This window comes from Pseudomonas sp. GV105, assembly GCF_003058185.1.
Lineage (GTDB): Bacteria > Pseudomonadota > Gammaproteobacteria > Pseudomonadales > Pseudomonadaceae > Aquipseudomonas > Aquipseudomonas veronii.
The window spans coordinates 376,454-398,191 of record NZ_QBUF01000007.1; the positions used below are offsets into that span (position 1 = coordinate 376,454).

20 protein-coding genes are annotated in these 21,738 nt (G+C 63.9%); 6 read left to right on the plus strand and 14 right to left on the minus strand.

Annotation, left to right across the window (positions count from 1 at the left end):
- Positions 1–5 precede the first annotated feature (5 nt).
- Together C8K66_RS16490 and C8K66_RS16495 are read right to left on the minus strand one after the other, a co-directional pair.
- Positions 6–3,101: a multidrug efflux RND transporter permease subunit gene (locus C8K66_RS16490; RefSeq protein ID WP_057004271.1), complete on the minus strand. Its 3,096-nt coding sequence runs from the start codon at positions 3,099–3,101 to the stop codon at positions 6–8.
- The gene (locus tag C8K66_RS16495; RefSeq protein WP_046384646.1) at positions 3,098–4,264 is read right to left on the minus strand and encodes an efflux RND transporter periplasmic adaptor subunit; all 1,167 of its coding nucleotides are present in this window, start codon (positions 4,262–4,264) and stop codon (positions 3,098–3,100) included. The genes C8K66_RS16490 and C8K66_RS16495 overlap by 4 nt, the downstream gene beginning before the upstream one ends.
- A 215-nt stretch (positions 4,265–4,479) precedes the next feature.
- Here C8K66_RS16495 and C8K66_RS16500 point away from each other — a divergent pair, with 215 nt between their 5' ends.
- Together C8K66_RS16500 and C8K66_RS16505 are read left to right on the plus strand one after the other, a co-directional pair.
- Positions 4,480–4,713, plus strand: coding sequence for a hypothetical protein (locus C8K66_RS16500; RefSeq protein WP_017845915.1), 234 nt, complete (start codon positions 4,480–4,482; stop codon positions 4,711–4,713).
- Positions 4,714–4,881: 168 nt separating this feature from the next.
- Positions 4,882–5,670: a transporter substrate-binding domain-containing protein gene (locus C8K66_RS16505; protein WP_057004272.1), complete on the plus strand. Its 789-nt coding sequence runs from the start codon at positions 4,882–4,884 to the stop codon at positions 5,668–5,670.
- Here the strand turns inward: C8K66_RS16505 and C8K66_RS16510 are convergent.
- From C8K66_RS16510 to C8K66_RS16530, 5 genes are all read right to left on the minus strand, one after another.
- A complete protein-coding gene (locus C8K66_RS16510) occupies positions 5,667–6,410 on the minus strand; it encodes a YkgJ family cysteine cluster protein (protein ID WP_046484579.1) in 744 nt (247 codons plus the stop codon). The genes C8K66_RS16505 and C8K66_RS16510 overlap by 4 nt on opposite strands.
- A 108-nt stretch (positions 6,411–6,518) precedes the next feature.
- Positions 6,519–7,001 carry an N-acetyltransferase gene (locus C8K66_RS16515; RefSeq protein WP_108525401.1) on the minus strand — a complete coding sequence of 161 codons (483 nt, stop codon included), beginning with the start codon at positions 6,999–7,001 and terminating at the stop codon, positions 6,519–6,521.
- A 3-nt stretch (positions 7,002–7,004) separates the two neighbouring features.
- Entirely contained in the window at positions 7,005–7,907 is a 903-nt protein-coding gene (locus C8K66_RS16520) for a chemotaxis protein (protein ID WP_017845911.1), read from the minus strand.
- A gap of 96 nt (positions 7,908–8,003) precedes the next feature.
- A complete protein-coding gene (locus C8K66_RS16525; RefSeq protein WP_108525404.1) occupies positions 8,004–8,978 on the minus strand; it encodes a D-glycerate dehydrogenase in 975 nt (324 codons plus the stop codon).
- Positions 8,979–9,360: 382 nt separating this feature from the next.
- Complete coding sequence (locus tag C8K66_RS16530; protein ID WP_017845908.1) at positions 9,361–10,329, minus strand: LysR family transcriptional regulator; 969 nt, start codon at positions 10,327–10,329, stop codon at positions 9,361–9,363.
- A gap of 182 nt (positions 10,330–10,511) precedes the next feature.
- On the opposite strand from C8K66_RS16530, the gene C8K66_RS16535 reads away from it, so the two are divergent.
- The 4 genes from C8K66_RS16535 to C8K66_RS16550 are packed head-to-tail and all read left to right on the plus strand — an operon-like array spanning position 10,512 to position 15,296.
- Positions 10,512–12,023, plus strand: coding sequence for an efflux transporter outer membrane subunit (locus C8K66_RS16535; RefSeq protein WP_108525406.1), 1,512 nt, complete (start codon positions 10,512–10,514; stop codon positions 12,021–12,023).
- 10 nt (positions 12,024–12,033) lie between these two features.
- On the plus strand, positions 12,034–14,235 hold the full coding sequence (locus tag C8K66_RS16540; RefSeq protein ID WP_108525408.1) for an FUSC family protein: 2,202 nt from the start codon (positions 12,034–12,036) through the stop codon (positions 14,233–14,235).
- Complete coding sequence (locus C8K66_RS16545; protein WP_046384639.1) at positions 14,225–14,425, plus strand: DUF1656 domain-containing protein; 201 nt, start codon at positions 14,225–14,227, stop codon at positions 14,423–14,425. Before C8K66_RS16540 ends, C8K66_RS16545 begins: the two co-directional genes overlap by 11 nt.
- A gap of 10 nt (positions 14,426–14,435) precedes the next feature.
- Positions 14,436–15,296, plus strand: a complete 861-nt coding sequence (locus C8K66_RS16550; protein ID WP_046384638.1) for an HlyD family secretion protein — start codon at positions 14,436–14,438, stop codon at positions 15,294–15,296.
- A gap of 34 nt (positions 15,297–15,330) precedes the next feature.
- On the opposite strand, the gene C8K66_RS16555 is transcribed toward C8K66_RS16550, so the two are convergent.
- From C8K66_RS16555 to C8K66_RS16585, 7 genes are all read right to left on the minus strand, one after another.
- Complete coding sequence (locus tag C8K66_RS16555; protein WP_046384637.1) at positions 15,331–16,233, minus strand: HlyD family secretion protein; 903 nt, start codon at positions 16,231–16,233, stop codon at positions 15,331–15,333.
- The gene (locus C8K66_RS16560) at positions 16,230–16,982 is read right to left on the minus strand and encodes an ABC transporter ATP-binding protein (protein ID WP_079442887.1); all 753 of its coding nucleotides are present in this window, start codon (positions 16,980–16,982) and stop codon (positions 16,230–16,232) included. The genes C8K66_RS16555 and C8K66_RS16560 overlap by 4 nt, the downstream gene beginning before the upstream one ends.
- Before the next feature lie 7 nt (positions 16,983–16,989).
- Positions 16,990–18,120, minus strand: coding sequence for an ABC transporter permease (locus tag C8K66_RS16565; protein WP_108525410.1), 1,131 nt, complete (start codon positions 18,118–18,120; stop codon positions 16,990–16,992).
- The gene (locus tag C8K66_RS16570; protein ID WP_256590944.1) at positions 18,120–19,466 is read right to left on the minus strand and encodes an efflux transporter outer membrane subunit; all 1,347 of its coding nucleotides are present in this window, start codon (positions 19,464–19,466) and stop codon (positions 18,120–18,122) included. The genes C8K66_RS16565 and C8K66_RS16570 overlap by 1 nt, the downstream gene beginning before the upstream one ends.
- Positions 19,467–19,776: 310 nt before the next feature.
- Positions 19,777–20,178, minus strand: coding sequence for a hypothetical protein (locus C8K66_RS16575; protein ID WP_017845899.1), 402 nt, complete (start codon positions 20,176–20,178; stop codon positions 19,777–19,779).
- Positions 20,179–20,991, minus strand: coding sequence for an SDR family oxidoreductase (locus C8K66_RS16580; protein WP_046384633.1), 813 nt, complete (start codon positions 20,989–20,991; stop codon positions 20,179–20,181).
- A 14-nt stretch (positions 20,992–21,005) separates the two neighbouring features.
- Entirely contained in the window at positions 21,006–21,470 is a 465-nt protein-coding gene (locus C8K66_RS16585; protein ID WP_017845897.1) for a hypothetical protein, read from the minus strand.
- Positions 21,471–21,738: the final 268 nt, after the last annotated feature.

Genomic DNA, 21,738 nt, shown 5'->3' on the forward strand with positions numbered 1-21,738 from the left:
CCGCCTTAATGTGTGGTCGCCAACGCGGGCGTTGGTGTGGGCCGGTGGAAAAACCGCTCAAGGTACAAGTATATGATCGGCGTGGTGAACAGCGTCAGCGCCTGGCTCACCAGCAAGCCGCCGACCACCGCGATCCCCAGCGGTTGGCGCAACTCGGCACCGGGGCCTGCGCCGAGCATCAGCGGTACGGCGCCGAGCAGGGCGGCGAGGGTGGTCATGATGATCGGCCGGAACCGCGTGACGCAGGCTTCGTAGATCGCTTCCTCCGGCGGCAGGCCTCTGACCCGCTGGGCTTCGAGGGCGAAGTCGATCATCAGGATGCCATTCTTCTTCACGATGCCGATCAGCAACACCAGGCCGATCAAGGCCATGATCGAAAAGTCCTGGCCCAGCAGCCACAACATGATCAACGCGCCCAAGCCAGCCGAGGGCAGGGTGGAAATGATCGTCAGCGGGTGGACGAAACTTTCGTACAGCACGCCGAGAATGATGTACACCGCCACCAGCGCCGCGAGGATCAGCCACGGCTGGCTGGCCAATGAACTCTGGAACGCCTGGGCCGCGCCCTGGAAGTTGCCGAGGATGGTGGCCGGCATGCCGATTTCGTTCTTGGCCTGGTTGAGCATGATCACCGCATCCCCCAACGCCACGCCGGGCGCCAGGTTGAACGACAGGTTGGCCGCCGGGAACATGCCGTCATGGCTGATGGACAGCGGGCCCACGCTGGGCGGGTCGACCTTGGCCAGGGCCGACAACGGCACCATCTCGTTGGTCAGCGGCGAGCGCAGATAGAAGTAATTGAGGCTTTCGGCTTTGCCGCGTTGCTGGGTATCGAGTTCCAGCACCACTTGGTATTGGTTGATTTCGGTCTGGAACTCGTTGATCTGGCGCTGGCCGAACGCGTCGTACAACGCCTGGTCGACATCGGTGGCGGTCAGGCCGAAGCGCGCGGCGGCCTGGCGGTCGATGCTGATGTGGGTGATGCTGCCGCCCAGTTGCAGGTCGTTGGACAGGTCGCGAAACGCCGGGTTGGCGCGCAGTTTTTCGGTGAGGCGCTGGGTCCAGGTATTCAATGTCGCGCCGTCGTTGCTCTTGAGCACGTACTGGTACTGGGCGCGGCTGGGGCCGGAGCTGAGGTTGATGTCCTGGCCAGCGCGCAGGTACAGCACGATGCCCGGCACCTTCGCCAGTTTCGAGCGGATGCGGTCGATGAACTGGCTGGCGGACACGTCGCGATCGCCGCGGTCTTTCAAGGCGATCCAGAAACGGCCGTTGGCGATGGTCTGGTTGCTGCCGGTGACGCCCACCGAATGGGAAAACGTTGCCACCGCCGGGTCAGCCTTGATGATTTCGGCCAGGGCCTTGTGCTTGGCGACCATGTCCGGGAACGACACATCGGCCGCCGCTTCGCTGGTGCCGAGCACGAAGCCGGTGTCCTGCACCGGGAAAAAGCCCTTGGGGATGAACACGTAGCCGACCACCGCCAGCGCCAGCGTGACCACGAAGATCGCCAGCATGCTGCGTTGATGGACCAGGGCGCGGCGCAGGTTGCGCGCATAGCCGGCCAGCAGGCGTTCGCTGAAACCGGGCTTGGCGTGGGCCGGATGGGTCGGGGCGCGCATGAACAGCGCCGCCAGGGTCGGCGCCAGGGTCAGCGAAACCACCACCGAAATCAGGATGGTCGAGGTCGCCGTCAGTGCGAATTCCTTGAACAGGCGCCCGACCACGCCGCCCATGAATAGCAGCGGAATGAACGCCGCCACCAGCGAGAAGCTGATGGACACCACGGTAAAGCCAATCTCGCCGGCGCCCTTGATCGCCGCTTCACGCTTGCCCAGCCCGGCTTCGAGATGGCGGTGAATGTTCTCCACCACCACGATCGCATCGTCCACCACAAAGCCCACGGCGATGACGATCGCCACCAGGGTCAGGTTGTTCAGGCTGAAGCCCATCAGGTACATCAGGGCGAAGCTGGCGATCAGCGACACCCCGAGCACGCTCGACACAATCAATGTCGCCGACAGCTGGCGCAGGAACAACGCCATCACCGCCACCACCAGCAGCACGGCGATCAGCAGGGTCACTTCCACTTCATGCAGGGAGGCGCGGATGGTCTTGGTGCGGTCGCTCAACACGCTGACCTGCACCGACGCCGGCAGCATGGCCTGCAGGCGCGGCAGTTGCGCTTGAATGCGGTCGACGGTCTCGACAATGTTCGCGCCGGGCTGGCGCGAGATCACCAGGTTGACCCCCGGGGTGTCGCCGGACCAGGCTTGTACGTAGGCGTTTTCCGAGCCGTTGATGACTTTAGCGATATCGCGCAGTTGAACCGGCGCGCCATTCTTGTAGGACACGATCAGTTGGGCGTAGTCCCCGGGCTGAAACAGCTGGTCGTTGGTCGACAGCGTCGACACGCTGTTCTCCCCGTAGATCGCGCCTTTGGCCAGGTTCAGGCTCGACTGCTGGATCGCCACGCGGATGTCGGCCAGGGTCAGGCCGATGGCCGCGAGCTTGTCGGGCGAAGCCTGCACGCGAATCGCCGGACGTTGCTGGCCGGTGATGTTGATCTGGCCGACGCCGTCGATCTGGCTGATCTGCCGTGCCAGCAGGGTTTCCACGTAATCGCTCAGCTCGGTGCTGGGCATGCTGTCGGAACTGACGCTGAGGATCAGCACCGGGCTGTCTGCCGGGTTGACCTTCTTCCAGGTCGGCAGGGTCGGCATATCCCTGGGTAACTTGCCGGAAGCGGTGTTGATCGCCGCCTGGACTTCCTGGGCGGCGGTGTCGATGCTCTTGTTCAGGGTGAATTGCAGGGTCAAGAGGCTGGAGCCCAAGGCGCTGCTGGAGGTCATCTGGGTCATGCCGGGGATGGCGCTGAATTGCACCTCCAGCGGCGTGGCCACCGAAGAAGCCATGGTGTCCGGGCTGGCGCCGGGCAGTTGCGCGCTGACCTGGATTGTCGGAAATTCCGCTTCCGGCAGCGGGGCGATGGCCAGTTGCGGGAAGGCAATCAGCCCAAGCAACACCAGGGCGAAGGTCAGCAGCAGGGTCGCGACCGGGTGGTCGACGCACCACGCCGACGGCGAGCGGCTGGCGTTCATGGTTGCACCTTGGCGTCGACGGTCTGGATCACTTGCGGCGGTTCTTTGAGCACGTCGACCCGAGCGCCGGCCTTGAGCCGCGACTGGCCATCGCTGACCAGCACATCACCGGCCTGTACGCCTTTGATGAGCGTCACGTCGCTGTTCTGGTAGGTGACCTGCACCGGCACCACCTCCACCTTGTCGCCGTTGACCCGGTACACAAAGTGCGCGTCCAGGCCGCGTTGCACCACGGTCGGCGGCACCACCAGGGCGTTTTTGTCGAGGCCGGTCTGGATCTTGATGGTCACCAGTTGCCCCGGCCACAGGCGCTGCGTGGCGTTATTGAACTCGGCCTTGGCGCGCAGGGTGCCGGTGGTGGAACTGATCTGGTTGTCGATCAGGCTCAGGTGGCCTTCACCGAGCAGGTCGCCGGTCTGGCCGTCGGTGTCGGCGCCCAGGTAGGCGTCGACGCTGGCTGGGGTAGGGGCCGCGATCAGGCTTTGCAGAGTGGGCAGCATCTGTTGCGGCAGGGAAAATTCGACGGCAATCGGGTCGATCTGCGTCACCGAGAACAGCCCCTGGGCATCGCTCGTGCGCAGGAAGTTGCCTTCATCCACCGTGCGAATCCCTACGCGGCCGCTGACCGGCGAGCGAATCTGAGTGTAGGAAAGCTGCACCTTTGCCGCATCAATCGCCGCCTGATTGCCCTGGACGGTGGCATTGAGTTGGTTGACCAACGCCTGTTGCTGGTCATAGGTCTGCTTGGACACGCCGTCGTCGACACTCAATGCCTTGTAGCGCTTGAGGTTGATCAGCGCGACTTGCAACTGCGCCTGGTTTTCCGCCAACAGCGCCTTGGCCTGCTCGAGGCTGGCGCGGATCGAGCGGTCATCGATGGTCGCCAACAGGTCCCCGGCCTTGACCTGCTGGCCTTCCTTGACCAGCAATCGGGTGAGGATGCCGTCGACCTGTGGGCGGATCACCACGCTGTGCAACGACAGCACCGTCCCAATGCCGCTGACGAAACGCGGGATGTCCTGTTGCGCCACGCTCACCACCCGTACCGGGATCGCTGTCGGCGCCGCCAGTTTGGGTTTGGCCGGCCGCGTCAGGGCCCAGGCTGCAATCGCCAGCACCACGAGGACTCCGACGATCAGCGCGGTTTTTCGTTGAATTTGCATGGAAGTGAGGTGCCAGGGCAGAGGAACGGAAGAGTGAGGTGTCTTTATAGCCCGTCAACCCGGTCAGCAAGGTGACTGCTAACTGACAGCGCTGTCAGTAAACGCCGACCATTCGTACAGGCGGTGGTTAAAGATCCTGAGGGCGCAGGTATACTGCGCGCCAGTGTGGCCCGCAAGCTGGCCCCGCATCAATTTTTGCCTGCTCCGGAGCTTCCATGACTTCCCCGACACATCCCCCTGTTGAAGCGGCCGACCTCGTCGATCCGGCCAGCGCTGAAAGCGTTGAAAAAACCGAGATCCCGGCGTTCAAGTTTCCGTTCAAACCGGGTGAACTGGCCGGGGCCAAGAATGCCGCCCAGCCGTGGTACAAGAACGGCGCCAAGAACGGGCATACCAAGTCCCCAGGCATGGCGCCGCCGGGCACCCGTCGTTCGATGGGTAAACGCTGAGAATAATAAGTCGCACGCTGTGTCGACTATTGCCTACAACGTCTGCTGAAATTTCTGATTGTAGGGCCACGACCGTTTCTTGAAAGCTTGCACAGCCTCCGTGCCGCCCCGGCGTTTTCCGTCGGTGCGGGAGGGTGAGGTTGGACTTTCCGGAAAAGGACGTTTCCTGTGGCTCTGATACACATTTGTGCCGTGCTCGCGTTATTGCTGGCGGCCGATAACGTTGCCGCCGGTGAGTCGCCACGGCGCGAGATCCGTTTCGCCGTCGCTGCGCAATTCTCGCCTTTCCAGAGCCGCAACCCGCAAGGCCAGTTGGTCGGCCTGAACATCGACCTGGGTAACGCCCTGTGCGTGCAGTTGAATGTGCGCTGCACCTGGGTCGACCAGGTGTTGGTGGAAAACTTCCCGGCCCTGGAGGCCCGGCAGTTCGACGCAATCATGGGCATGGCGCCCACGTCGATGCGTCGGCGCTGGGTCAACTTCACCGATGAGCTGTATCCGTTCACCACGCGCCTGGTCGCCCGCAGAACATCCGGCCTGCTGCCGACCGTGCGGTCGCTCAAGGGCAAGCGTGTCGGGGTGTTGCTGGGCAGTAATCGCGAAGCCTTCGCCCGAGCGCGGTGGGCGCCCAAGGGCGTTATCGTCAAGAGCTTCTGGCTCAATGACGAACTGATTCGCAGCCTGGTGGCGGGGGATATCGATGCGACCCTGCAAGGCACCGTGGAAATCCGTGAGGTGCTGCTCGATACCGTCGATGGTCAGGACTTTGACTTCCTCGGCCCCGCCATTTCGGCCGAACTCCTGGGCAGCGGCGTGGCGATCGCGGTGCGCAAGCCCGATACCGCCTTGCGCAATGCCCTCAACTGCGCCCTTGAACAACTGATGCAAAGCGGCGAATACCAACGGATCATTCAGCCCTACCGCCTGGATGCCGTTTCCGTCGCGCCCAACGACTAGGCGGCGCGCAGCGGGATAAACGCATAGTTGGCCGGCACCTCGGTGGCAAGCTGTGCCCCCGCGTCCAGCAACTGTTCGGCGATGTCCATCGCGGACACATGAAACACCCACTCATTCGCCACGCCGGGCTGGCTCGCCGCCCGCTCGATCGCCTGGGTAAAGGCATCCATCTGCGGCAGGTACGCCGTAAAGCCATCGCCCTTGAGCGCCGTGGTGCGAATCCCCAACAGGGCACACACCGCCTCTTTGGTCTGCACATCGTCGCGGTCGGCCTGGCGCGAGCGGCGGATCAGTTCAGCCAGTTCCGCGTCCATCAACTCGCCGCCGGCAATCAATACCGGGCCCTGTTCCCACGACTCCGGCGGGCATTCCTTGGCGGCAGGGTTCAACGGGATGTGCGGGTTGATCTCCATCGGATAGATGCGGCAGACCAACGGTCGGCGTTCATAGATGCGGCACAGGTTGTCTTCGTCAAGATTCCGGCAGCGTCCGGGGTTGTAGGCGGCAAAGGTGATGGCCACGAATGCCTGGGTCGTGCCGCTGGGCACCATCGCCGAACGGCGTTCGGCATGTTCGCGTTGTTGCAGTGGCAGGCCCAGGCCGTTGCCGAGAAAACCTTCCACCAGAACGATCACGCTGCCGCCGTCAGCCGCCCACTGGCGGGCTTCTGCGAGGGTCAGGGGGACATGGTGGTCGGTGCAGCATTTGCCACAACCGACGCAGGAAAAATGAGTGTTCATGGCAGATCTGTCACCAGGCTAGGTCGGAGGGCTCGCGCGAACGGTGACGGGTTTTCACCTCTTTTCAACGTTCGGGAGCACTGAAAGCAAGTTGTGCGCCAGTGCCCGTCAGTCTTGGCTGACCACATCGCGCAGCACGAACACCATGCCTGCGCTTTCATAGAGTTGCCGGGCGCGTCGGTTGCTTTCCAGGACCTTGAGGTCCACGTAGGGTTCGCCGCGCTGCTTGAACGCCTGGAAGGTGTGCAGCAACAAGGCGCGGCCCAGCCCCTGGCCCTGGGCGCAGGGGTGTACAGACAGGTTCTTGATGAAGGCGCTGGTCCAGCACTGGACCACGCCGAGGATGCCCTCGGCATTGCTCGCCACCAGGCACAGCGTTGGGTCGAACTCGGCATCGGTCACGAACTGCCGCTGCCAGGTTTGCAGGTCGGCGACGTGGCCGCCGCCTTGCGCCTGGGTCATGCGCAACACCGCGTGAATCGCCGGGGCCCATGCGTCGCGGTAGTGATCCAACTGCGTACCGGCCGGCCACTGCGGCGCGGGCAGGTCGCGGGTGAGGTCGCGGCGTAGCAGTTGGAAATACTCGGCCACCGCTTACAGGCCCTTTTGCGCCACGGTCTGGGCGGCCACCACCAGGCATTTGGTCAGTTCGGGCGAGGAGAATTTGGTCAGCACCGCGTCGGCCCCGGCCACGCGCGCTTTTTCGCTGTTCATCGCGCTGTCCAGGGAGGTGTGCAACAGCACGTAAAGGTCCTGGAAGTCCGGGGTTTCGCGCAGGGTGCGGGTGAGGGCGTAACCGTCCATTTCGGACATTTCGATGTCCGACACCACCACATTGATCTGTTCGACGGTGCCCTGCAGTTCCAGCAGCACGTCGATCGCTTCCTTGGCGCTGCGTGCGGTGTGGCAGGTCAGGCCGAGGTTGCGCAGGGTGTGTACTGATTGTTGCAGGGCGACCTGGCTGTCATCCACCACCAGGATTCGCGCGTTGCCCAGCACTTCGGCCTCTTCCATGGTCAAGTCGGTCGGCGCCATTTCAATCGGTGCCGGGGCGATGCCGTGGATGACTTTTTCGATGTCCAGCACCTGCACCAGCCCGCCTTCCACCTGGGTGACCCCGGTGATAAACGAGCGATTGCCGCCGGCACCGAAGGGCGGCGGGCGGATATCGGTGGTCAGGCAATGCACGATCTTGCTCACCGCCTGTACATGCAGGCCCTGCTTGGAGCGGCTGACATCGGTGACGATCAGGCAGCCGCCGTCCGGGTCTTCCAACGGCATTTCGCCGAGGGCGCGGCTCAGGTCGATCACCGACAGCGAGGTGCCGCGCAGCATGGCGATACCTTTGACGTGCGGATGGGACTCCGGCAGCTTGGTCAGCGGCGGGCACGGGATGATTTCGCTGACTTTCAGCAGGTTAATGGCCATCAACTTGCCGCTGCGCAAGGTAAAGAGCAGAAGCGAGAGTGAGTCTGCGCGGGCTTTAGACGTGGACATAAAAACCTTCTGTGGATCAGGGTTGATCATCTATGGAGGGTTATCGACTTCATCGGCCCAGGCTTTAGGGGAATGGGCCGATGAAGTTGACTTATCTCAGCCCTTCCATACCTGCGGGTTGACCAGATCCTGCGGGCGGTGGCCGAGCAGGGCGCTGCGCAGGTTGTCGAGGGCGCGGTTGGCCATGGCTGTGCGGGTTTCATGGGTCGCCGAGCCGATGTGCGGCAGGGTCACCGCATTGCTCAATTGGAACAGTGGCGACTCGGCCAGCGGTTCCTTTTCATACACGTCCAGCCCCGCCCCGCGAATACGCTGGGTTTGCAGGGCTTCGATCAGCGCCGGTTCGTCGACCACCGGGCCGCGGGAAATATTGATCAGGATCGCGCTGGATTTCATCAGCCCCAGCTCGCGATGACTGATCAGGTGCCGGGTCTTTTCGCTCAACGGCACCACCAGGCAGACGAAGTCCGCTTCGGCGAGTAACTGATCCAGGCTGCAGAACTGTGCGCCCAGTTCCTGCTCCAGTGCGGGCTTGCGGCTGTTGCCGCTGTACACAATCGGCATATTGAAGCCCAGGCGCCCGCGCCGGGCCACGGCGGCGCCGATATTGCCCATGCCGACGATGCCCAGTGTCTTGCCATGCACGTCGCAGCCGAACAACGACGCGCCCACGCTGGCTTTCCACTCGCCGGCCTTGGTCCATGCGTCCAGCTCGGCCACCCGGCGTGCGCTGCTCATCAGCAGGGCGAAGGCGAGGTCGGCGGTGCTTTCGGTGAGGACGTCGGGGGTGTTGGTGAGCATGACCCCGCGTTCGCTGAGGTAGGCCACGTCATAGTTGTCATAGCCCACCGAGATGCTGGACACCACTTCCAGCCGGCTCGCGCCTTCGAGTTGCGCGCGGCCCAGCTTGCGCCCCACGCCGATCAGGCCGTGGGCATGGGGCAGGGCTTCATTGAACTGTGCATTGATGTCGCCCAGCTTGGGGTTGGGGGCGATCACCTCGAAATCCTGTTGCAGGCGTTCGATCATTTCCGGGGTGATACGGCTGAAGGCGAGGACAGTCTTTTTCATTGCAGGCGGGCTCATCGACTACGGAAGAATGCCAAGCAAGCTAACATTCCTGCCGGCAATTGTCAGGACGCCGTTGAACCTCTGTGGGAAGGGGCTTGCCCCCGATAGCAGTGTGTCAGCCAATACCTGCATGACTTCACTACCGCTATCGGGGGCAAGCCCCCTCCCACATTTTTGACCGAGTCCAGCTTCCAGGCTCAGGTTGGTTATAAGGCCGCTCCTAAGAGCAAGAGCCAAATGAGTTCTATCTGATCCATGGAGATCCAAATGTGGGAGGGGGCTTGCCCCCGATAGCAGTGTGTCAGCCAATACATGCATGACTTCATTACCGCTATCGGGAGCAAGCCCCCTCCCACATTGGATCGCTATCGTCTGGCAGAAATCAGTTCGCCATCCGCACGCCGCCCAGGCTGCCGCTCAACTCATACGCGACCAATTCCGCCTGGTGCGCCGCGAGAATTTCCGGCAGCGAACCGCGCAGGTATTCCACCCAGGTCTTGATCTTCGCATCCAGGTACTGGCGCGATGGGTAAATGGCGTACAGGTTCAGTTCCTGGGAGCGATAGTTGGGCATCACCCGCACCAGCGTGCCGTTGCGCAGGCCTTCGATGGCGGCGTACACCGGCAACAGGCCGACGCCCATGCCGCTGGTGATGGCGGTTTTCATCGCATCGGCCGAGTTCACCAGGAACGGCGATGTGTTGATCGCGACACTTTCCTGGCCGTCAGGGCCGTTGAAGCTCCATTTATCCAGCAGGACCACCGGGCTGACCAGGCGCAGGCAGGCGTGGTTGAGCAGATCGTGGGGCCGTTGCGCGCAGCCTTTGGCCTTGACGTAGTCCGGCGAGGCGCAGGCGATGCTGTAGGTGATGCCCAGGCGCTGGGACACGAAGCCCGAGTCCGGCAGTTCGCTGGCCAGCACGATGGACACGTCGTAGCCTTCATCGAGCAAGTCCGGCACGCGGTTGGCCAGGGTCAGGTCGAAGGTCACGTCCGGGTGAGTGCGGCGGTAGCGGGCAATGGCGTCGATGACGAAATGCTGGCCGATACCGGTCATGGTATGCACTTTCAACTGGCCGGCGGGGCGCGCGTGGGCGTCGCTGGCTTCGGCCTCGGCTTCTTCGACGTAGGCCAGGATTTGCTCGCAGCGTAATAAATAGCGTTTACCCGCCTCCGTGAGTGCAATGCGGCGGGTAGTGCGGTTGAGCAAGCGGGTTTGCAGATGGGCCTCCAGGTTGGAGACCGCGCGCGAAATGTTGGCGGTGGTGGTGTCCAGCTGTGCGGCGGCGGCGGTGAAGCTGCCGGCTTCGGCCACAGAACTGAAGGCGCGCATGTTTTGCAAAGTGTCCATGGGGTGTTCTCAAGGGAGATAGCAAATTGTGACAGAAAGTTACGTAGACCAGTGATCCCTACGAAGGGATTATCGCCTGAACGGTAATAAAGATTCACAGGAATACCAGCTTATCGTCATTCCCCTTGCGTCCTAGAATTGCACCACCTACCCCGCACCACCCACCTCAGGAATTCGCAGCAGTGCCGCGTCGCATCAGCAGAGAGCTGAAGACTCTCAGTGTTTGGGCCTTATCGTTAGCAATCAGCGGCTGCATCGGAACCGGAGGAATCGCCCCCCAAGACCAGGCCCTCAACGCCAATACCCTGGCCACCGACGAGGCGATCCAGAGCGCCGCCCGGGACGCCCGCTGGCCCACCGCGCAATGGTGGCAGGCCTACGGCGATCCCCAGCTCAACCGCTGGGTCGAACTCGCGACCCACGACAGCCCGAGCCTGGCCATGGCTGCCGCGCGTGTGCGTGAAGCGCGGGCCATGGCCGGGATTGTCGAGTCGGCCGAGTCGTTGCAGATCAACAGCGACACCACCCTCAAGCGCCACAACTGGCCGAACGACCAGTTCTACGGCCCGGGTGCATTGAGCGGTTCCAACACCTGGGACAACAATACGTCCCTGGGCTTCAGCTACGCCCTCGACCTGTGGGGCCGCGAAAGCAACGCCACCGAGCGTGCCGTCGACCTGGCGCACATGAGCGTGGCCGAAGCACGCCAGGCCCAGCTCGAACTGCAGAACAACGTAGTGCGCGCCTATATCCAGCTGTCGTTGCATTACGCCAACCGCGACATCGTCGCGGCCACGCTGGCCCAGCAACAGCAGATTCTCGACCTGGCGAATAAACGCCTGAACGCGGGCATTGGCACGCATTTCGATGTGAGCCAGGCCGAAACCCCGTTGCCCGAGACCCATCGTCAACTCGATGCCCTGGACGAGGAGATCGCCCTGAGCCGCAACCAGTTGGCGGCGTTGGCGGGTAAAGGCCCGGGCGAGGGCGCGCGACTGCAACGTCCGACCTTGTCCCTCGGCGCGCCGCTGAAATTGCCGTCCAGCCTGCCCGCGCAATTGCTCGGCCAGCGCCCGGACGTGGTCGCCAGCCGTTGGCAGGTGGCAGCGCAGGCGCGTGGCATCGATGTCGCGCACGCCGGCTTCTATCCCAACGTCGATCTGGTCGGCAGCCTCGGCTACATGGCCACCGGCGGTGGCATGCTGGGCTTTCTGACCGGCAAGAAATTCAACTACAACGTCGGCCCGGCCATCACCCTGCCGATCTTCGACGGCGGCCGCCTGCGTTCGCAGCTGGGTGAAGCCAGCGCCGGCTATGACATCGCCGTGGCGCATTACAACCAGACCCTGGTCAACGCGCTCAAGGGCATCAGCGACCAGTTGATCCGCCGCGAATCCATGGACAAGCAAAAGGGCTTCGCCGCAGAGTCGGTGGCCTCGGCGCAGAAAACCTACGACATCGCGATGATCGCCTACCAGCGCGGCCTTACCGATTACCTCAATGTGCTGAACGCCCAGACCCTGTTGTTCCGCCAGCAGCAAGTCGAGCAGCAGGTGCAGGCCGCGCGTCTGACGGCCCACGCCGACCTGGTGACCGCCCTGGGCGGCGGGCTGGGCGCCGGCAACGATGTTCCGCAAGACACCAAGACTGTCCCGAGCAAGACCCCGGCGGCGCTCGCCGTGTTCGATCACTGAGTAGGATTTGATGACTCCCTTGCCTGCACCGCTGCGCTGGCTGTATTCCCTTGAGTGGCGCCGTGGCTTTTTCGACTGGGCACGCAGTGACGGCGTGACCTGGGTGTACATCTTCAAGGTGCTGATCGCTGCGTTCGCCACGCTGTGGCTGGCCATGCGCCTGGAACTGCCGCAACCGCGCACCGCGATGATCACCGTGTTTATCGTGATGCAACCCCAGAGCGGCCAGGTGTTCGCCAAGAGCTTCTATCGCTTCCTCGGCACCTTGGCCGGGTCGGCGGTGATGGTGTTCCTGATCGCCTTGTTTGCGCAGAACACCGAGCTGTTCCTCGGCTCGCTGGCGATCTGGGTGGGGATCTGCACCGCCGGCGCCACGCGCAACCGCAACTTTCGCGCCTATGGCTTCGTGCTCGCCGGTTACACCGCTGCGATGGTCGGCCTGCCGTCCCTGGCCCACCCGGACGGAGCGTTCATGGCGGCCGTGTGGCGGGTGCTGGAAATTTCCCTGGGGATTCTGGTCTCCACGCTGGTCAGCGCGGCGATCCTGCCGCAGACCTCCAGTGCGGCCATGCGCAACGCGCTGTACCAGCGGTTTGGCGTATTCGCGCTGTTCGTCACCGACGGCCTGCGTGGGCGCAGCCAGCGCGAAACCTTCGAAAGCACCAACGTGCGCTTTATCGCCGAAGCCGTGGGCCTGGAAGGCCTGCGCAGCCTCACCGTGTTCGAAGACCCGCACATGCGTCGGCGCAATGGCCGGCTCAGTCGCCTCAACAGCGAATTCATGAGTATCACCACGCGCTTCAACGCCTTGCACCAGTTGCTCGAACGCCTGCGTGCCGATGCCGCGGACCACGTTGTCGCCGAAATCAAACCGGGCTTGCAGGACTTGGCCGAGGTGCTCGACGGGTTCTCCGACCGCGCCCTCACCAGCCCCGACGCGGCGCGGCTGGTCAACCAGTTGAGCGTCTACAAGGACGGCTTGCCCGCCAAGGTCCGCAGCCTGCGAGCGATCTTCCAGCAAGGCAACCCGAGCGAAGACGAGCAGTTGGACTTTCATACCGCCTACGAGCTGCTCTACCGCTTCGTCGACGACCTGCACAACTACGCACAGACCCACGCCTCCCTGGCCGATCACAGCCATGCGCGGGAACAGTGGGACGAAACCTTCATCCCCAAAACCAACTGGCTGGCCTGCGTGGCCTCGGGGGTGCGGGCGTCGTTCATCCTGATCGTGCTCGGCAGCTACTGGGTGGCGACCGCCTGGCCGAGCGGCGCGACCATGACCATGATCGCCGCCGCCACCGTCGGCCTGTCCGCCGCCACGCCGAACCCCAAACGCATGGCGTTCCAGATGGCGTGCGGCACCCTGATCGGGGCGCTGGTGGGCTTCGTCGAAATGTTTTTCGTGTTTCCCTGGATCGACGGCTTCCCGCTGCTGTGCGTGATGCTCGCGCCGGTGATCATCCTCGGCGCCTTCCTCGCTTCACGCCCGCAATACGCCGGGGTCGGCGTGGGCCTGCTGATCTTTTTCAGCACCGGTTCGGTGCCGGACAACCTCACGGTCTACAACCCCTACAACTTTATCAACGACTACATCGCGATGATCATCGGCATGCTGGTGTGCGCGGCGGCGGGGGCGATCATCCTGCCGCCCAACAGCCGCTGGCTGTGGCGCCGCCTGGAACAGGACCTGCGCGAGCAAGTGGTGTACGCGATCAGCGGCAAGCTCAAGGGCCTGGCGTCGAGTTTCGAAAGCCGCACCCGCGACCTGCTGCACCAGGCCTACGGCCTCGCTGTCGGCCAGCCGCAAGTGCAACGCAACTTGTTGCGCTGGATGTTCGTGGTGCTTGAAGTCGGCCATGCGATCATCGAGTTGCGCAAGGAACAGGCGATCTTGCCGATCCACCCGGCCTACGCCGAATCCCAGCCATGGCGCCAGGCGATCCGCGTGATGGGCCGCTCACTGGTGCGCCTGTTCCTGCAACCCAGCGCCAGCAACCTGGAGCGCGGGCTGATTGCCGTCGACCATGCGATCAGCCGCGTGCAGGCGACCGACGAACCCTTCGCGCCGCACTTCGATACCTCGGCCCTGCGTCGGGTGAAAAGCTACCTGCACTTCATCCGCACTTCGCTGCTGGACCCGCAATCGCCGCTGGCGGCCTACAAGCCCCAAGGCGCGCTTATGTTGAAAGGAGCTGGGCATGCCTCGTGAAATCGCGTTCCACGGCATTTACATGCCGACCGTGACCCTGATGTTTTTGATCGCGGCGGGGTTGGCCTGGGCGCTGGACCGCTTCCTGGCGGGGTTCGATCTGTACCGTTTTTTCTGGCACCCGGCGTTGCTGCGCCTGAGCCTGTTCGTTTGCCTGTTCGGCGCCCTGGCGCTGACCGTCTACCGTTGAGAATGCCCCGATGAAAAAGTTTTTCAGCCTGCTCGCGACCTTGCTGGTTCTGGCTCTGGCGATCTGGATTGGCCGCACGCTGTGGGTGCATTACATGGAAACCCCCTGGACCCGCGATGGCCGCGTGCGTGCCGACATCATCAACGTCGCCGCCGACGTCACCGGCGAAGTGGTCGACGTGCCGGTGCGTGACAACCAGTTGGTGAAAAAGGGCGACCTGCTGATGCAGATCGACCCCGAGCACTACCGCCTCGCCGTCAAACAGGCACAAGCCCTTGTCGCATCGCGCAAAGCCACCTGGGAAATGCGCAAAGACAACGCCCACCGCCGCGCCGACCTCGACGCGCTGGTGATCTCCAGGGAAAACCGCGACGACGCCAGCAACGTCGCCGACTCGGCCCTCGCCGACTACCAGCACGCCCAGGCACAACTGGAAGCCGCCGAACTGAACTTGAAACGCACGCAAGTGGTGGCGGCCGTCGACGGCTACGTCACCAACCTCAACGTGCATCGCGGTGACTACGCGCGCATCGGCGAAGCCAAGATGGCCGTGGTCGATATGAACTCGTTCTGGGTCTATGGCTTCTTCGAAGAAACCAAACTGCCCCACGTCAAGGTCGGCGATAAGGCCGATATGCAGTTGATGAGCGGCGAAACCCTCAAGGGCCATGTGGAAAGCATCTCCCGCGGCATCTACGACCGCGATAACCCCGAGAGCCGCGAACTGATCGCCGACGTGAACCCGACCTTCAACTGGGTGCGCTTGGCCCAGCGCGTGCCGGTGCGGATTCATATCGATGAAGTGCCCGAAGGCGTGTTGTTGGCGGCGGGGATTACCTGCACGGTGATTGTCGACTCTATCCAGCACTGAACCTCTGTCGGGCTGGGCGGGTCGTGAGGATTACCTACGGCCCAAACCGCACCAGCAGGCGCTGCCCCACGCGCAGAGACGGCGGCGCCGGCTGATCGAACGCCAATATGCATTCAACGGTACGCGTATTGGCCCTGACCAAGGCGTCGTCTTCCAGGGTGCTGTTGCCCAGTACCGCGCTGATCCGCACCACATGGGCGGTCAGCGCCACTGAACCATCGGCGCTGTCATCGGTGACTTCGGCCTTCATCCCGGGGCGCACCGCGCCGGTGAATGACTCGTTGAGCTCAGCCCTTACGATACGCGCCTGGTTCGGCAACAAAACGAAAGCCGGCCCGGACTGTGCAGACACTGCGGCACCGGGTTGAATCAGGCGCCGAACCACCTCGGCGTCGACCGGCGCACGCAGGCTGCGTTGCGCCAGTTCGTAGCGTGCCGCCGTCAGCTTTCTCGCGGCGACTTCGGCGTCTGTCTGAGTTTTTTCAATCTCGTCGCGCAAGCGCTCGGCGGCCTCGTGGGCCCCATCGGCACTCTGGCTGTCGCCGGCGCCTGCCTTGGCGGCGGCGGTCAGGCGGCTGGCCTGCTGCTCGGCGAACTTGAGCTGCCTTGCCAACTGTTTGGCTTGGATCTGCACTTGGCGTTGCTCGGTCAGTGCGGCGGCGACTGCCAGTTGCGCCAGTTCACTGTCCAGGGTGGCGAGCAGTTGGCCTTTCTTGACCTGCTCGCCTTCCGTCACCTTGATCTCGGCGACCACGCCGTCGCGACTCGCGCCGAGCTTGAGCAAACCGCCTTCCACATCGATACGGCCGCGTGCGACGGCCAGGTAGGTAGGCGCCGATGACGTCGGCGTGGAAGGCGCATCTTCACGGGAGCAGGCGCTCAGCAATACAAGTGCGGTACTCAGAAGCAGCCAAGAGCGAAGCGGGCGCGCGTTCATACAGAGTGTTCCTGGGTTCCGACCATAGCGGCCGGTTGGAAGGGAAGGGATTGATCGTTCAAAATGCGGCCGTCTTCTATGGTCAGCACGCGGTCGCAATTACTGATCAGGCGCGGATCGTGGCTGACGCACAGCACCGTGGTGCCACGCGTGCGGGCGATGCGGTGCAAAATATCGATCACGATCTGGCCGTTGGCCGCATCGAGGGCGCTGGTCGGTTCGTCGGCGAACAACAACTCGGGGGCCTTTGCCACGGCGCGTGCAATCGCTACGCGCTGCTTTTCGCCGCCGGACAATTCGGCCGGGCGCAGTTGCATGCGCGAGCCCAGCCCGACGTCCTCCAGCGCCTCGATGGCGCGTGCTCGGACTTCCGTGCTCGGCAGCCCCAGGTAGCTCAAGGGCAGCTCGACCTGTTGCTGCGCAGTCAACGCCGGAAACAGGTTGAACCCCTGGAATACGAAGCCGGTGTGGCGCAGGCGAAAATTCTCCAGGGCCCGCGTGTCGAGGCTTGAAAGGTTGTGCCCCAGGGCCGATGCGCTGCCGCGGTCGGGCTGCTGCAGGCCGCTGAGGATCGCCAGTAGCGTGCTTTTGCCACAGCCGGACGGGCCTGAGATCAGGGTCAGTTCGCCGGGCCGTATCGCCAGGGTAATGTCATGCAGCACTGGGGTTACGACCCGCCCCGAGGTGAACGATTTACTGATACTGCTGGCTTGCAGCGTGAAGGGTGTGGCGGATGTCAGGAGACTCATGGCAGTGCTATCTCAGAAGGCTGGCCGGGTCGGCGTGGCGTAAGGTGCGGATGGCCGCCAGGCCCGACACGAGTGCCAGGAGCATGCTCAGGCACAGGCAGGCGAGGGCCGCGACGGGCGAGAGCTGCACCGGCACGTTGTAGTGCGCCGCCAGGGCGAAGAACAGGCCGGCGAGCACCGAACTGCCCAGCAGCCCCAGTGCCCCGACCCAGAAAGCCTGCTCCATGACCACTTTGCGCAGGGCATTCAAGCCGACGCCAAGGGCGTTCAAGGTGGCGTATTCGCGGATGGAACCGACGACGGCGGCGACCAGCGTCTGGCTGGTGATGACCGCGCCCACCAGGAACACAATCGCGGCCAGAAACAGCACGCCGGCACCGGCGCCGGTGTCGAACATCCAATACATCTGCGAGCGCTGGGCGAACTGTTGTGCGGTCCATACCGAATAGTTGCCGAACGCAGGGCCGTCGCTCAGGCGCGCGGCAACCGCACCGGCCTGAGCGGGATCGCGCACTTTGGCCACCAGGTAGGTGATGCGGTCCGCTGCGGTGGTGGTGTCGAGCTGCCGGGCGGTGGCCAGCGACGCCAGCACATTGACCCCGCCCAGCGCGCGCAGGCCGCTGGTGACGCCCACCACGCGCACACGTTGCCCGTTGATGGTCGCGGCGTCCCCCAGGTTCACGCCAAGGGTGCTCAGATCGGCGCGGTCGACGATCACCGCACCGGGCTCGGCCAGGCGGGCGCGCAGTGCCGTCGGCAGGGCGCGCGCAAACATCAGGCCGTCTGGCCCGACGTCGATGCCGCTGACAAACACCGACACGCCACCGGTATCTCGCGCACCGCGCCAATCGGCGTCGACCCAGCGAAACGACTCGACACGCAGGACATCGGCGTCCATGCGCAGGCGCATTTCCACGCCGGCATCGATCGGTCTCCCGAGGTTGACGCTTTGCGTGCCGGGGTAACCGACCCAGAGGTCCGCCGTAGAGCCGGTGATATAGACGCTGGCACTGCCGAAAATACCCAGCACCAGCGCGGCCTGGAGCAACTGCAGCAGCCCCGCGAAGCCTACGGCAATCATCGCGGGCAGGAAGCGCCGCCATTCGTGGATCAGTGTCAGACGGGCAAGCGCCACCATCAGTCAGCATCCTTCACTGTCGGGTTCGGTAACGGTGCGCCGCCCAGGGCTTTATAAAGCGCGATGTAGGCGATGTCCCGTTCGGTGCTGGCGCTGTCGGCCTGTCGCATGGCTTGCAGTGCCTGCACGTGGGCGCTCGTCAGCTCCAGTGGGCTCATGAGCCCCAGGCGCTCGCGTTGTTGCAAGGCCTCCAGGCGCGTCTGCGTCGCCTTATGGGCCTGGCGCGAGGCGTGCTCGCGCAGGCGCGTTTGTTCGAGGTCGCCCAGGGCGATTTCGGCTTCGGCAACGCCTTGCAACACGGCCTGGCGATAAGTCAGAACCGCTGCCTGCAACAGGTGGTCTTTCGCGCGTGCGGTGGCGATACGTTGGCCCCAGTCGAACAACGGGATGCTGATCCCCGGCCCGGCCGAGAAAATACTGTTGCCGCTGGGCGTGCGCTTGCGGTTGCTGGCAATGTTCAGCGACCACTGCAACGAAGCGCCCAGGCTGAGATGCGGGTAGATATCGGCGCGGCTCATCCCCAACTCCCCGGCGGCCACAAGAACCTCGGCCTCGGCGCTGGCAATTTCCGGGCGTGTGCGCAGCAGGTCCGCCGGCACGTTGTTGAGTTGCCACTGGCCGAGCGTGGGCTGCGGTCCGGGCTGCAGCCAGCGCGGGTCGGGCTCCGGCCGACCCGACAACAGCGCCAACTGCTGTGCATGGCGGTGGATCCGTTGTTGCGGCCCGCTCAGCTGCATCTCGGCTCGCGCCAGTTCCGCCTCGGCGCCCGCCACGTCAGCGTGCGGCGCCAGGGCAAGTTGCTCGCGCACACGCAGCAGCGCCAGTTTTTCCTGCTGAGCGTCACGAATGGCCCTCAGCGCGCGTTCGGCGTGTTGCGCCGAACGCAGCTCAACCCAATGCCGGGTGACTTCGGCGACCAGCGACACCTGGACGCTGCGCAAGTCGGCGGCCACCAGCGCCTGGTTGCCCTCGGCGATGCGATCCGCGCTCTGCCTGGCGCCGAACAGTGGCAGTTCCCATTGCGCATCGAAGCCGATCAGGAAGTACGAACTGCTGGTGTCGGGGCTTATCGCGTCGTGGGTCTTGATCCCGAGCGAGGGCAGATAGGGCGCTTGCGAATGTTGGCTCAGCACTCGCGCAGCCCGCAGGCGCTCGACTGCGGCGGCGACGTCGAGGTTGTTGTGCAATGCCTGATCCACCAGGGTATCGAGTTCAGGATCATTGAAGGCGTGCCACCACCGATTGAGGTCGGGCTTGGCCGGCGCCAGTGGGGACGGTGCATTGCGCCATGCCTCTGGCGCGGGCGGTTTCAACGCGGGCAGAGGTGCGACCGAACAGCCTGTCACCGCAGTTAACCCCAGTGACAGTGTGAGCAGCGTCCGACAGGCGCGCGATTTGTTTAAAGGCTTGATAGGGGTCACCCAAGAGGTACCGGAACGGCTGTGTCGAATCGACGCGAACAGCGATCAACGACAAGCGAGGTATGAGGTCTGAGCGTGTTGAGTCAGAAGTCAGCGCGTCACTCTAGCGAGAGTGTCCGTTCAGTTCTGTAGCGAAATTGTATTGCCGCCAATGAGCGGGGGACTCAGGGCGATGGGCTGTGCGCGCAAGCGGGGGGAGGCTTGCGCGCATACTGGCGGGGTGTTGCCTGGCGGTTCAGGCCTGGCAGTACGTCTCGTGCAAATGGCGCCACAGCAGTGCGCCGCTGGCCTGTTTCTCGAAGACCACCGTGGCGCGGCGATCGGTCTGGGTGCCGCTGTCGTCGATCTGATGTTCGCGGTAACTGACGACGGCGCCGCGGGCATGCCGGTCAATGCCGCTCAGTTCGCTCAAGGTGATCTTCAACCCTGGCCGCTGGCCGCCCAGGCGGGTGAACAGGTAATTGACCCCAGCGGCGTTCATGCGTGTGCCGGTGGAGGGCGCAATCATGCTGAACTCCGGCGAGAAGCGCGCGAGCAGCCTTTGCAGCGTGCCTTCAGGCGCCACGCCGGCGAACCACTGTTCGATCTCGACGTGGGTCTGGATCACTTCTTCGAAAAAGTCGCTGTAGTCGATCATTTACAAACTCCTATTCAAACCAAAGCGTCGCTTCAATACGTTTTCCAACAACCCTTTGGGCAGTAACGCCGCCATCAACGGCAGTGCCCGACTGCCATTGCCCGCGCGCAATAAGCGGGGCGGTGTCGGTTGTTGCACGGCGTTCAGGACCTGGCTGGCAAATCGGCTGGCCGGTGTCGGGTTGTCCTGGGAGGCCCGGGAGCGCGCGCGGATGCCTTCGCGCAACGGCCACCACGGCGATTGTTCGTTGATCAACAGCTCCGCCTGGGCCCCGGCGTTTTTCGCAAAGCGGGTATCGATTGCGCCCGGTTGCACTTCCATCACCCGCACGCCAAACGGCGCCAGTTCCATGCGCAGGGCATCGCTCAAGGCATGCACGGCGGCTTTGGAGGCGCAGTAGGCGCCAGCGAATGGCGTCACCAGCACCCCGGAAACGCTGCCGATATTCACCACCAGGCCTTTGCCGCGACGCAGCGCGGGGAAGAACGCCTGGGTCACGCCGACGATGGAGAACACGTTGGTTTCGAACTGACACTGCAGCGCCTCGGTGCCGCCGTCGAGCAACGGGCCCATGGCGCCGTAGCCGGCGTTGTTGACCAGCACATCCAGCTCGCCCCACTGCTCGGCCAGGTGCTGCAAGGCGGCGCTGTCGTTGACGTCCAGTTGCACCGCGTTGAAGCCGGCGGCGGACAAGCCGGCGACGTCTTCCGGTTGGCGGGCGCTGGCCCACACGTCGAAGCCGGCGGATTTGAAGGCCTCGGCCAAGGCGCGCCCGATGCCGCTGGAGCAACCGGTGATGAGTACGTTGGGCATGGATCGGTCCTTTGTCAGTCCGAGAAGCTGCCTTGCAAATGCTCGGCGCGAAATTCCAGGGTTTGCGGGCGGTAGCCAGGGCGCAACGGCGGGGTGGGCAGGCAGTCGTCCCAGGTGGCGCCGGCCTGCAACTCGCCGGGGCCGCGATAGCGTGGGGCAGCATAGACGTTGTCGGCCAGGTTGACCGTATCGCCCGGCGCATAGGCAGCGACGCGCCAGCGCAGTTCGGTCAGCGGTACGTCGTTGCCGTTGTTCAGGGTCAGCTTCAGTGGGCGGTCGGCCGGGCAGTCCTGCGGGGCGTAGACAATGCGCAGCTCCAGGCGCGCCAGTTGCGACGCTTCACGATTGTCCAGCCACACCACCCACACGCCCACCAGCCCCAGGCCCACAGCGGCGGCCAGCGATACGGGCAGGGCTTTGGCCGGGTAGCGCAGCAGCAGGACCAGCCAGGTGATGATCAGGAGAACGCCGAAGAACATGGAGACCACCTCGAATAGGGAACGAGCATCCTAACTTAAGCGTAGGTGGGATTGGCTACCTTGAGTGCTGCGGTGGCCGGGCGGGCCTCATCGGGGGCAAGCCCCCTCCCACCTTTGATCTGTGAATACATTCAAATGTGGGAGGGGGCTTGCCCCCGATGAGGCCCTCACAACCAGCGCAAATCCCAAACAAAAAGCCCCCTCCCACCTTTGATCTGTGAATACATTCAAATGTGGGAGGGGGCTTGCCCCCGATGAGGCCCTCACA